This window comes from Streptomyces griseus (genome assembly GCF_900460065.1).
GTDB lineage: Bacteria > Actinomycetota > Actinomycetes > Streptomycetales > Streptomycetaceae > Streptomyces > Streptomyces griseus.
Window position 1 is genome coordinate 328,013 of record NZ_UAVD01000026.1, and the last position, 12,307, is coordinate 340,319.

Genomic DNA, 12,307 nt, shown 5'->3' on the forward strand with positions numbered 1-12,307 from the left:
ATGTCTGTCGTGGCCGGTCGGCCGGGGACGATGAGGTAGGGGTTTCGATGAACGCGCCGTACGACGGTGACCGCGGGCAGGGCGCGGGCGGAGCAGCGTCTCCGGGCGGGCCTCCGCTTCCTCCGGACGCGGGCCAGGACGGCTCCGTGCCGCCGGACCCGTACCTCCAGCACGCCTACGAGGACGACCCCTACCGGGCACAGGACCTGGCCGCCCAGGACCCGGTGGACGAGGCGCTCTACGACCGCGCCGCGCACCCGCCGCCGCCTCCCGGCACCTACCAGCAGCCGGCGCCGCTCTACCAGCAGCCGCCCCCCGCTCCCTACGCCCCCGACCCGCGCATCTGGGCCCAGACCCCGCCCCCCGAACCGGCGGGCCCCTCCCGTCACCTGCCGTACGGGGACCGCCCGGCGACCACGCAGTTCGTCGGCGTCGACGCGCTCGTCACCCAGGCGTCGGACGACCGGCAGGAGCCGGACGCCTTCGCCCACCTCTTCCGGGACCAGGAGGGCTCGGGGAAGCCCCCGGTACCGCCCCAGCCCGAACCGGCACCCGCACCCGTCCCCGCCAAGGGCGGCGGCGGCAAGGTCTCCGGACTCCTCAAGTCCAGCGCGGTCATGGCCGCCGGCACGCTCGTCTCCCGGCTCACCGGCTTCGTGCGGTCCCTGGTGATCACCGCCGCACTCGGCGCCGCACTCCTCGGCGACAGCTTCACCATCGCGTACACCCTGCCGACGATGATCTACATCCTCACCGTCGGCGGCGGCCTCAACTCGGTCTTCGTCCCGCAGCTCGTCCGTGCCATGAAGGACGACGCGGACGGCGGCGAGGCCTTCGCCAACCGGCTGCTGACCCTGGTGATGGTCGCCCTCGGCCTGATCGTCGCCGCGGCGGTCCTCGTCGCACCGGTGTTGATCAAGCTGATGTCCAGCACGATCGCCGACGACGTCGCCGCCAACAGCGTCGCCGTCACCTTCGCCCGCTACTGCCTGCCCACCATCTTCTTCATGGGCGTGCACGTGGTGATGGGCCAGATCCTCAACGCCCGCGGGAAGTTCGGCGCGATGATGTGGACCCCGGTCCTCAACAACATCGTCATGATCATCACGTTCGGGCTGTTCATCTGGGTCTACGGCACGTCCGGTGAGTCGCAGATGGGCGTGGACACCATCCCCCCGGAGGGCGTCCGGCTGCTGGGCATCGGCACCCTGCTCGGACTCGTCGTCCAGTCGCTGGCGATGATTCCCTACCTGCGCGAGACGGGCTTCCGCTTCCGCCCCCGGTTCGACTGGAAGGGCCACGGGCTCGGCAAGACCGTCAAGCTCGCCAAGTGGACCGTGCTGTTCGTCCTGGCCAACCAGGCGGGCGTCCTGGTCGTCACCCAGCTCGCCACTGCGGCCGGCACGGCCTCGGGCCACGACGGCACCGGGTTCCTGGCCTACTCCAACGCCCAGCTGATCTGGGGCATGCCGCAGGCCATCATCACCGTCTCGGTCATGGCCGCGCTGCTGCCCCGCATCTCCCGGGCCGCCCACGACAACGACCCGGGCGCGGTCCGCGACGACATCTCGCAGGGACTGCGCAACTCGGCCGTCGCCATCGTGCCGGTGGCCTTCACCTTCCTCGCGCTCGGCCTGCCGATGGCCACCCTGCTCTACGCCTCCAGCGGCATCGAGGCCGCCCGCTCCATGGGCTTCATCCTCATGGCCTTCGCGCTCGGCCTGATCCCGTACTCCGTGCAGTACGTGGTCCTGCGCGGGTTCTACGCCTACGAGGACACCCGCACCCCCTTCTACAACACGGTCATCGTGGCCGCCGTCAACGCCGCCGCCTCCGCCCTCTGCTATGTCGTCCTGCCCGCCCGCTGGGCCGTCGTCGGCATGGCCTTCTCCTACGGCCTGGCCTACGCGGTCGGCGTCGGCGTCGCCTGGCGCCGGCTGCGCAACCGACTGGGCGGCGACCTGGACGGCGCGCACATCGTGCGGACCTACGCGCGCCTCTGCATGGCCGCGGTGCCCGCCGCCCTGGTCGGCGGCGCCGTCGGTTTCGGGATCCTGGAACTCGTCGGCACGGGCGCGCTCGGCTCACTGGCCGCGCTGATCTGCGGCGGCGTCATCCTCCTCGGCATCTTCTTCGTCGCGGCGAAGAAGATGCGCATCGAAGAGGTCAACGGCCTGGTCGGCATGGTCCGTGGACGGCTCGGACGCTGAATGAGCGCGCGCCCGCACAACCATCGCCGCACTCCGCGTGTCGTGCATAGCGCCGGAGTGTGGGCACAATTGGCGTGACTGTGCAGAGCTGGCTGGCATCGCGCAACGGATGGGGAGGCAGGAACGACGGTGGCGGAACGTAGCACGGCTGCCGTCGACGTGGCTGACAACAGCGGCGACGAGCCGCTGACCGCCAAGGCGGACGAGGCCACGACCGACGGAACGGCGCAAGCCGACGAAACCGAGGGCGCGAGCCCCAAGGACACCGAGAAGACGGACGGTGGGCGGGAGCGTTCCGAGGCCGTTCCGGCATCACCCGATCTGCACAGCGGTCACAAACTGGCCGGGCGCTACCGCCTGGAGGAGTGCGTCACCCGCCTGGACGGCTTCAGCAGCTGGCGTGCCGTCGACGAGAAGCTCCGCCGGGCGGTGGGCGTGCACCTGCTGCCCGCCGACCACCCGCGGGCCCGCTCGGTGCTGGCCGCCGCCCGCTCCTCGGCCCTGCTCGGCGACCCCCGCTTCGTCCAGGTCCTGGACGCCGTCGAGGAGAACGACCTCGTCTACGTGGTCCACGAATGGCTGCCGGACGCCACCGAGCTCACCGCTCTGCTGGCCACCGGGCCGATGGAGGCCCACGACGCCTACCAGCTCGTCAGCCAGCTCTCCCAGGCGATGGCCGCCGCCCACCGCGAGGGCCTGTCCCATCTGCGCCTCACCCCCGGCGCGGTCCTGCGCAGCTCCACCGGGCAGTACCGCATCCGCGGCCTCGCCGTGAACGCCGCCCTGCGCGGCATCACCGCGGAGCGCCCCCTCCGGACGGACACCGAGGCCATCGGCGCCCTGCTGTACGCCGCGCTGACCCACCGCTGGCCCTACGGGGACGACGCCCACGGCCTCGCCGGACTGCCCAAGGGCCTGGGGCTCATCGCCCCCGACCAGGTCCGGGCCGGCGTCCACCGCGGACTCTCCGAGCTCGCCATGCGGGCGCTCGCCAACGACGGCGCCACCGCCTCCCGGCAGGAACCGCCCTGCACCACCCCGGACGAGCTGGCCAAGGCCGTCGCGGCCATGCCGCGCATCCTTCCTCCGGAACCCACGTTCGCCGCGCCACCGGCCTACCAGCGCACGACCTATCAGCAGGGCACCTACGGACGGCCGTCCTCCCACCCGTCCGCCGTCACCCAGCCCGTGATGCCCGCCCCTCCGGCCCCCCTGCAGAGCCGTGCCGGACGCGCGCTCAAGTGGACCGTCTCGGCGCTCCTCATCGCCGCGCTGGGCCTCGGCAGCTGGCAGTTGGCGGAGGCGCTGCTCGACCGCACCAACAGCTCCGGCGACACCGGTGTCACCGAACCGGACGACGACGACAAGAACAAGGACGACAAGCCCGCCCCGTCCGCCGAACCCCTGGACATCGCGGGGGCCACGGAGTTCAAACCCGACGGCTCCGGCATCGAGGAGCAGGACGTACCGAACACCGTCGACGGCGACTCCGGAACCCACTGGATCACCCCGCGGTACCAGGGCTTCGCCAACTTCGGCAACCTCCCCCAGCGCAAGCAGGGCAGTGGAATCATCGTCGACCTCGGCAAGGTACGGGACGTCTCCGGCATCGACGTGTCCCTGTACCGGCAGGGGCAGACGACGGCTGTGCTCGCCGCCTCCCCGGACGCGTCGCACCCGTCCACGACGGCCGACTTCGACCAGCGGATCGTCAAGCGCACGGTCGCGGGAAAGACGCTCAAGGAGAAGCTCGACGAGCCCATCCGCACGCGTTACGTCCTGATCCACATCACGGAACTCCCCTCGGACGGCACGGGCGGCTACCGCGGCGGCATCACCGACATCTCCGTCCTCGGCTGACCCACGGGCCGGTGCGGGCCATCCGTACCGGCCCGTGATCACCCGCCCCACCCGCCCGTTACTGTGGGGCGGACCGCCCGCACGACCGAGCGCCCGCGGCGACAAGGGTTGCGGCCGTCACACCCGTGACGGCAGGCTTCTCCCCGTCGCGCCGCTTCACCGGGGTGCGGCCCGCATGTGACATCGGATCCGGTTCGGAGGGGGAGCACGGTGGATTCCGTTCCACCAGAGGCACCGAGCGACTCGGACCTGCTCGCCCAGCACGTGGCGGGCGACCCCGACGCCTTCGGAGAGCTCGTACACCGCCACCGCGACCGGCTGTGGGCCGTGGCGCTGCGCACCCTGGGGGACAGGGAGGAGGCGGCCGACGCCGTCCAGGACGCCCTCGTCAACGCCTTCCGCGCCGCCCACACCTTCCGCGGCCAGTCGGCGGTCACCACCTGGCTGCACCGGATCACCGTCAACGCCTGCCTCGACCGGGTCCGCAAGGCGGCCTCCCGGAAGACCTCCCCGGTGGACGACGCCGAACGGCTCGACCAACTCCTGGAACCCCATGAATCGGCCGAGGCCCCCGCCGTCCGGCAGGACCTCCACCGCCAGCTCCAGGAAGCCCTGGCCACCCTGCCCGCCGAGCAGCGGGCGGCGCTCGTCCTCGTCGACATGCAGGGCTACCCCGTCGCGGAGGCGGCCAGCATCCTCGAAGTACCGACCGGCACCGTGAAAAGCCGCTGTGCCCGGGGCCGGGCGAGACTGGCCCCCCTGGTCCGCCATCTGCGCGCGGGAACCGGGGGGCGGACCCCCGACGGGGAGAACGGCACGGACGGAAGGAACCGGACGCCCGGAGCATCCGTCCCATCTGCGTCAGGTCCCCGAGACGCAGAAGCAAGCGATCCCGCCGCTACGAAGGGAGGAGGTGGGCGCCCGTGACATCCACGGCCGACACGGCTCAGCACCCGGAGGTCTCCGAGATCTCCGATCTCACGGAGGGGCTGCTCGCCCCTTCCCGGGCCACAAACGTCCGGCAGCACCTCGCGGGATGCGACCCCTGCTCGGAGGTACGGGACTCGCTGGAGGAGATCCGGAGTCTTCTCGGAGCCCTGCCCGAGCCGGAGCCCATGCCCGAGGACGTCGCCGCCCGTATCGACGCGGCTCTCGCGGCCGAGGCCCGTTCCACCGCCCCCGCGGAGGACGAGCCGGTCGTTGTTTCACGTGAAACAACGACCGCGGACGACGCCACGAGCGACCGCGCGAGGAGCCGCCCCGCTCCCCGGAGCACCGGCGCCGCCGCCCCGGATCGTCCCGCGGGCCGTTCCTCCGCCGCCACCGGGCCGAGCCGTCGTCCCTCCCGCCGGCGGCGTCGCGCCGCGGTCCTCGGCACCGCGTTCGGCGCGGCGGTCATCGGGATGAGCGTCTTCTTCCTCCAGTCCGTCGCCCCCTCGGGAGACTCCTCCAAAACCGCGGCCGACAGCGGAGTCAGCGCCGGAGAGAACCGCGTGCACGCCTACGGCGACGGCACGCTGGAATCCCAGGTACAGGACCTCCTCGGCAGCGGAGCCTCGCAGGAGAGCCCCGGGGTCAAGAAGGTGCCGCCGGGCGCGGACACCAAGTCGTCGAGTGAGGCCGTCACCCCCGGCACCGAAACGCCCAGGAGCCCCTTGAGGGCCCCTGCCGTCGACGTTCCCCCCTGTGTCCAGCAGGCCACCGGACGCACCACGCCGGCCCTCGCCCTCGACAAGGGGACCTACCGCGGAACGGACGCCTATCTCGTCGTCCTTCCGCACCCGAGCGACCCCGCACGCGTGCAGGCCTACCTCGTCGCCTCCTCCTGCGTGGACGCCGCCCCGGAGTCCCCCGGGCAGCTGCTGCTCACCCGCGCCTACGACCGCCCCTGAGAACCGTCCGCGACCGCCGCGGCACGTTCGGGAATGCATCAGCCGTAGGATCCGTTGGGTGGGGTGTGAGTCGTTGAACCGACCCCGTAGGCAGTTAGGCAGTCTGCAGAAACGAGGAAGAAACCCGTGAGCGACGTCCGTAATGTGATCATCATCGGCTCCGGACCGGCCGGGTACACCGCCGCGCTGTACACCGCCCGCGCCTCGCTGAACCCGTTGGTCTTCGAGGGCGCCGTCACGGCCGGCGGTGCGCTGATGAACACCACCGACGTGGAGAACTTCCCCGGCTTCCAGGACGGCATCATGGGCCCCGAGCTCATGGACAACATGCGCGCCCAGGCCGAGCGCTTCGGCGCCGAGCTGATCCCCGACGACGTCGTCGCGGTCGACCTCACCGGTGACATCAAGACCGTCACCGACACCGCGGGCACCGTCCACCGCGCCAAGTCCGTCATCGTCACGACCGGCTCCCAGCACCGCAAGCTCGGACTGCCCAACGAGGACGCCCTCTCCGGACGCGGCGTCTCCTGGTGCGCCACCTGCGACGGCTTCTTCTTCAAGGACCACGACATCGCCGTGATCGGCGGCGGCGACACCGCGATGGAGGAGGCGACCTTCCTCTCCCGCTTCGCCAAGTCCGTCACGATCGTCCACCGCCGTGACACGCTGCGCGCCTCCAAGGCCATGCAGGACCGCGCCTTCGCCGACCCGAAGATCACGTTCGCCTGGGACAGCGAGGTCGCCGAGATCAAGGGCGACCAGAAGCTCTCCGGTCTGACCCTGCGCAACACCAAGACCGGCGAGACCTCCGACCTCCCCGTGACCGGACTCTTCATCGCCGTCGGCCACGACCCGCGCACCGAGCTCTTCAAGGGCCAGCTGGAGCTCGACGACGAGGGCTACCTGAAGGTCGAGGCGCCCTCCACCCGCACCAACCTCACCGGCGTGTTCGGCGCCGGAGACGTGGTCGACCACACCTACCGTCAGGCCATCACGGCAGCGGGCACCGGCTGCTCCGCCGCCCTGGACGCCGAGCGCTTCCTCGCGGCCCTGGCCGACGCGGAGCCCGCCGAGCCGGAGAAGACCCCGGCCGTCTGAACGTCCGCACCGCACCCCACCACCCCGAGAGACTAAGGAGGCCGCCGTGGCCGGCGACCTGAAGCACGTTACGGATGACACCTTCGACGAGGTCGTCCTCAAGAGCGAGAAGCCCGTTCTGGTGGACTTCTGGGCTGCCTGGTGCGGCCCGTGCCGCCAGATCGCCCCCTCGCTGGAGGCGATCGCGGCCGAGCACGGCGACCAGATCGAGATCGTCAAGCTCAACATCGACGAGAACCCGGCCACCGCCGCCAAGTACGGCGTGATGTCCATCCCGACCCTGAACGTGTACCAGGGCGGCGAGGTCGCCAAGACCATCGTCGGCGCCAAGCCGAAGGCCGCGATCCTCCGCGACCTCGAAGGCTTCATCAGCGCGTAATCGCGCAACGGCGCGCGACGCGTGATGTTTCACGTGAAACGGGCCCGCCCCTTCGAGGGGGCGGGCCCGTTTCTCATGCTGGCCGGCGCATGGATCTCGCGCCTCACAACGGCCGCAGCACCGGTTCCTTCTGAACCGCCCCCAGGAGCCGGTCGAGCGCCATCTCCACGTCTTCCTTCCAGGAGAGCGTCGTCCGCAGATCCAGCCTCAGCCTCGGGTGCACGGGATGCGGGCGCACGGTCTTGAAGCCGACGGCCAGCAGATGTTCCGCGGGGAGTACGCAGGTGGCCTGCTCGGACCGCGTGTCCCCGAACGCCTCGATCGCCTTGAAGCCCCGGCGCAGAACGTCCTTCGCCACCGTCTGCACCAGGACACGGCCCAATCCCTGCCCCTGGTACGCGGGGACGATCAGCCCGGTGATGAGCTGGACGGCATCGGGGGAGACCGGACTGGTAGGGAAGGCCGTCGAGCGGGGGACGTACGCGGGCGGGGCGTAGAGCACGAAGCCCGCCGGAACGTCGTCCACGTAGACCACCCGGCCGCAGGACCCCCACTCCAGCAGAACCGCGGAGATCCAGGCCTCCTTCTCCAGCTTCGGCTTGCCCGCCTTTACCGCGGCTTCCCCGCTGACCGGGTCAAGCTCCCAGAAGACGCACGAGCGGCAACGTTCGGGGAGATCCGGAAGGTTGTCCAGGGTGAGTGGTACGAGCCGACGCCCCATGACAGCGATCCCTCCCTTCCTTCGCCCGCCGCACCACGTGCGGCTGTCAGTGTGCTCCGTTCATGGAACAGACTGCCGACGAATCCCCCGACGGCGCCCAGGCCCAGCCCGACCGTGACGAGCCGACCGCGGCTCACTCTTCGCAAGGCCTCCGCCCTCCTCTGAGGTCGATCACCATGGATGCGCCGTCCCAGACCGCATCGTATCCACCCAGAGGTGATGCGGACACCGAGAGAGAGCAAAGGGCGGGCCGTGTTCCGGTAGGCACCCGGTTCACGGCCCGCCCTTGATCGGCTTCCGCCGCTCAGCCCTCGTCGTCCTCCTCGGACGTCTCGGCGAGCCGGCGCTCCAGCACTCGTCCCTCACCCGGGGCGAGACTGCCGAGGATCCGGTCCAGGTCCTCCATCGAGGCGAACTCGACGACGATCTTGCCCTTCTTCTGCCCCAGATCGACCTTCACCCGGGTCTCGAAGCGATCGGACAGACGGGTCGCCAGGTCGGTCAGAGCGGGCGACAGACGGCCGCCGGCCCTCGGACCCTTGGGCTTCGCGGCGCTCGTGGGGCGCGAGCCCATGAGCGTCACGATCTCCTCGACCGCACGCACCGAAAGCCCTTCGGCCACGATGCGGTGGGCCAGCCGGTCCTGCTCCTCGGAGTCGTCCACGGACAGCAGCGCACGGGCGTGACCGGCCGAGAGAACACCGGCGGCGACCCTGCGCTGCACCGGCGGCGAAAGCCGCAGAAGCCTCAGCGTGTTCGTCACCTGGGGACGCGAACGGCCGATCCGGTCGGCCAGCTGGTCATGGGTGCACTTGAAGTCCTTGAGCAGCTGGTCGTACGCAGCCGCCTCCTCCAGCGGGTTCAGCTGAGCCCGGTGCAGGTTCTCCAGGAGTGCGTCCAGCAGCAGCTTCTCGTCGTCCGTGGCCCGGACGATGGTGGGAATCCGCTCCAGGCCCGCTTCACGGCAGGCCCGCCACCGACGCTCACCCATGATGAGCTCGTAGCTGTCCGGACCGACCTTGCGGACCACGACCGGCTGGAGAAGGCCGACTTCCTTGATGGAGACGACCAGCTCGGCGAGCGCGTCCTCGTCGAAGACCTCACGAGGCTGGCGCGGGTTCGGGGTGATCGTCCCGATCGGGAGCTCGGCGAAATACGCGCCGGACGTCCCGGCTTCCTGCTCGGACCGGCCCTCCGGGGTGGACGCCGGCTCCGGCACCACCGGAACGGAGGGCAGCGCCGTCACCTTCGCGGCGGCCACCCCGCGCTCCGCCGTCAGAACCGGACCGGCGCCGGACGAAGCGGCACCTCCTCCGGGCGCCGGCACCTGCTTCTCCTGAGGAGCGGCGGGGATCAGCGCACCGAGCCCACGCCCCAGTCCTCTACGACGCTCACTCACTGCATGCCCTCCGAAACGTTCTGCTGGCTGTTCTGACTGCTCGTGTGGGCGTGCTGAGCCTCGTAGTGCACCCCGACGCCCCGGAGGGCGATCTCCCGGGCGGCCTCGAGGTACGAGAGCGAACCGCTGGACCCCGGGTCGTAGGTCAGCACGGTCTGCCCGTAGCTCGGCGCCTCCGAGATGCGGACCGAGCGCGGGATGCTCGTCCGCAGCACTTCCTTGCCGAAGTGGGTACGAACCTCCTCGGCGACCTGCGAGGCGAGCCTCGTCCGGCCGTCGTACATGGTCAACAGGATCGTCGAGACGTGCAGGTCCGGATTGAGATGGCCGCGCACCAGGTCGACGTTGCGCAGAAGCTGCCCCAGGCCTTCCAGCGCGTAGTACTCGCACTGGATGGGGATCAGCACCTCGGCCCCGGCCACCAGCGCGTTCACCGTCAGCAGCCCCAGCGAGGGCGGGCAGTCGATGAGGATGTAGTCCAGCGGCTGCTCGTAGGCCTGGATGGCCCGCTGGAGCCGGCTCTCCCGTGCCACCAGCGAGACCAGCTCGATCTCCGCACCGGCGAGATCGATGGTGGCGGGGGCGCAGAAGAGACCCTCGACGTCCGGTACCGGCTGGACCACCTCGGAGAGCGGGCGGCTCTCCACCAGGACGTCGTAGATCGAGGGGACATCGGCGTGGTGATCGATGCCCAGAGCCGTGGAGGCGTTGCCCTGCGGGTCGAGGTCGACCACCAGAACGCGTGCACCGTGCAGGGCCAGGGAGGCCGCCAGATTGACCGTCGTGGTCGTCTTCCCGACCCCGCCCTTCTGGTTGGCGACCACCATGACGCGGGTGCGATCAGGACGGGGCAGCCCTTCGCCGGCACGGCCGAGGGCCTCGACCGCCAGCTGAGCGGCTCGGCCGATGGGTGTGTCGTCCATCGGCGGCGGTGTTTCACGTGAAACACCCTCACCCACGGACTCGGTTCGGGGACCGGGGACCGGGTCGGTCATCGGTCCCGCGATGTTGGCGTCGGACCGCAAGGATTCACTCTCCTCGACTTCAGGCTCGCAATGCACAGAGCCTGCCATGCTTTCGGGGTCGTGAACCAGCGAGGCCCGCTGTTCTGTGGATGAATCCGTGCGTGTGGACAACTCGGCAACCCGTCCGGGCTTGCGGTCGCGCGGCGTGGCAGCCGCACGACCGCGGCCGATGATTCCCTGCAGCAGAGAGCGACGTTTCACGTGAAACACGATGCCCCTGCGGAGCAACTACCAGGCCACGACACTCCGCACGGTGCACGTATCGCTACTTTCCGGCAGAACCGCTGCTAAGCGGCGCAAGAGCCAACAAGTTGCGCATACCGCCTGACCGGACAGAACTCCCGGCCGGGCGGCGCCACCGTCCGCCCGTGCTCCTCAGCGACGCCTGCGCGTGCGCTCCGTCCGCGCGGCCTTGGCCCTCTTTGCGGCGAACCTCACACCGCCCGGGCTCTCTCCCACCACGACGCGGACCACGGTGGAGAGCGGATCGACCAGACCCTCCCCGACCTGGAGCACCTCGGTCTCCAGGACACCGAGCTTGCTGAGCGCGGCCCTGGCGCCGTTGAGCTCCTCCTCGGCGGTGTCGCCCTTGAGCGCGAGCATCTCCCCGTAGGGCTTCAGCAGGGGCACGCCCCAGCCCGCCAGCCGGTCCAGCGGCGCCACCGCACGGGCGGTCACCACGTGGACGGGCTGAAGCTTCCCGAGGACCTCCTCGGCCCGGCCGCGCACGACCGTCACATGGTCCAGGCCGAGCAGTTCGACGACTTCCTGGAGGAAGTTCGTCCGCCGCAGCAGCGGCTCCAGCAAAGTGATCTTGAGATCGGGCCGCACCAGAGCCAGTGGGATGCCGGGCAGTCCCGCACCGGAGCCCACATCGCAGACGGTGACGCCCTCGGGCACGACCTCGGAGAGCACCGCACAGTTCAGCAGGTGCCGCTCCCACAGCCGGGGAACCTCGCGAGGCCCGATCAGACCTCGTTTGACCCCGGCATCCGCGAGAAGCTCCGCGTACCGGACAGCCTCCGGGAAGAGCTCTCCGAACACCGCCTGCGCCTCCGCAGGTGCCTGGGGGAGCTCTGCTGGCTCCGTCACGGGGACCGTCCTTCCATACCGCACTAGCGCACTGTGGGTGGCTGACTATCAGGCTGACAAAGATCGGCCCCGCCTGCGAACAGACGGGGCCGACAGGACAAGGACCGGGTCAGGCCGGGAGAACGACGACGAAGCGCTGCGGCTCCTCGCCCTCCGACTCGCTCCGGAGACCGGCCGCGGCGATCGCGTCGTGCACGACCTTGCGCTCGAACGGCGTCATCGGCTCCAGCTTCACCGGCTCGCCCGAGCTCTTGACCTCGTCCGCGGCCTTGGCACCCAGCGCCGCGAGGATCTCGCGCTTCTTGGCCCGGAAGCCACCGATGTCCAGCATCAGTCGGCTGCGGTCACCGGTCTCCCGGTGGACGGCCAGCCGCGTCAGCTCCTGGAGCGCCTCCAGGACCTCACCGTCGCGGCCCACGAGCTTCTGGAGGTCACGCGCCGATTCACTGATGATCGACACCGCGGCCCGGTCCGCCTCGACGTCCATGTCGATGTCGCCGTCGAGGTCGGCGATGTCGAGCAGTCCCTCAAGGTAGTCGGCCGCGATCTCGCCCTCCTGCTCCAGGCGGGTCAGGGTGTCGCTGCCGGCCTCGGCGGCGGCCGTGGAGGTGGTGCCTTCCGTCACGGATGG

General features: G+C 70.5%; 11 protein-coding genes. 6 read left to right on the forward strand and 5 right to left on the reverse strand.

The genetic code is table 11. From position 1 onward, the window contains the following. The first annotated feature begins 47 nt into the window (after positions 1 to 47). The 6 genes from murJ (at position 48) to trxA (ending at position 7,439) form a co-directional block, all read left to right on the forward strand. Positions 48 to 2,210, forward strand: coding sequence for a murein biosynthesis integral membrane protein MurJ (gene murJ, locus DTB53_RS15430; protein WP_012380075.1), 2,163 nt, complete (start codon positions 48 to 50; stop codon positions 2,208 to 2,210). Positions 2,211 to 2,339: 129 nt separating this feature from the next. Continuing rightward, positions 2,340 to 4,070 (forward strand): protein kinase family protein, encoded by a 1,731-nt coding sequence (locus DTB53_RS15435; RefSeq protein ID WP_012380076.1) that lies wholly within the window; start codon positions 2,340 to 2,342, stop codon positions 4,068 to 4,070. A 210-nt stretch (positions 4,071 to 4,280) separates the two neighbouring features. Then, complete coding sequence (sigM, locus tag DTB53_RS15440; RefSeq protein WP_012380077.1) at positions 4,281 to 4,997, forward strand: RNA polymerase sigma factor SigM; 717 nt, start codon at positions 4,281 to 4,283, stop codon at positions 4,995 to 4,997. Continuing rightward, complete coding sequence (locus tag DTB53_RS15445; protein WP_012380078.1) at positions 4,994 to 5,962, forward strand: RsmA family anti-sigma factor; 969 nt, start codon at positions 4,994 to 4,996, stop codon at positions 5,960 to 5,962. The genes sigM and DTB53_RS15445 overlap by 4 nt, the downstream gene beginning before the upstream one ends. A 126-nt stretch (positions 5,963 to 6,088) precedes the next feature. After that, positions 6,089 to 7,060 (forward strand): thioredoxin-disulfide reductase, encoded by a 972-nt coding sequence (trxB, locus tag DTB53_RS15450; RefSeq protein WP_012380079.1) that lies wholly within the window; start codon positions 6,089 to 6,091, stop codon positions 7,058 to 7,060. Positions 7,061 to 7,106: 46 nt separating this feature from the next. Continuing rightward, complete coding sequence (gene trxA, locus DTB53_RS15455) at positions 7,107 to 7,439, forward strand: thioredoxin (protein WP_003967875.1); 333 nt, start codon at positions 7,107 to 7,109, stop codon at positions 7,437 to 7,439. Positions 7,440 to 7,542: 103 nt separating this feature from the next. Here trxA and DTB53_RS15460 read toward each other — a convergent pair whose 3' ends face one another. From DTB53_RS15460 to DTB53_RS15480, 5 genes are all read right to left on the reverse strand, one after another. Then, positions 7,543 to 8,160: a GNAT family N-acetyltransferase gene (locus DTB53_RS15460; protein ID WP_003967876.1), complete on the reverse strand. Its 618-nt coding sequence runs from the start codon at positions 8,158 to 8,160 to the stop codon at positions 7,543 to 7,545. 304 nt (positions 8,161 to 8,464) lie between these two features. Further along, the gene (locus tag DTB53_RS15465; protein ID WP_012380080.1) at positions 8,465 to 9,559 is read right to left on the reverse strand and encodes a ParB/RepB/Spo0J family partition protein; all 1,095 of its coding nucleotides are present in this window, start codon (positions 9,557 to 9,559) and stop codon (positions 8,465 to 8,467) included. Further along, positions 9,556 to 10,632, reverse strand: coding sequence for a ParA family protein (locus DTB53_RS15470; RefSeq protein ID WP_012380081.1), 1,077 nt, complete (start codon positions 10,630 to 10,632; stop codon positions 9,556 to 9,558). Before DTB53_RS15470 ends, DTB53_RS15465 begins: the two co-directional genes overlap by 4 nt. A 327-nt stretch (positions 10,633 to 10,959) precedes the next feature. Further along, entirely contained in the window at positions 10,960 to 11,676 is a 717-nt protein-coding gene (gene rsmG, locus DTB53_RS15475) for a 16S rRNA (guanine(527)-N(7))-methyltransferase RsmG (RefSeq protein ID WP_030701370.1), read from the reverse strand. 109 nt (positions 11,677 to 11,785) lie between these two features. Next, positions 11,786 to 12,301 (reverse strand): Jag family protein, encoded by a 516-nt coding sequence (locus DTB53_RS15480; protein ID WP_003967880.1) that lies wholly within the window; start codon positions 12,299 to 12,301, stop codon positions 11,786 to 11,788. Positions 12,302 to 12,307: the final 6 nt, after the last annotated feature.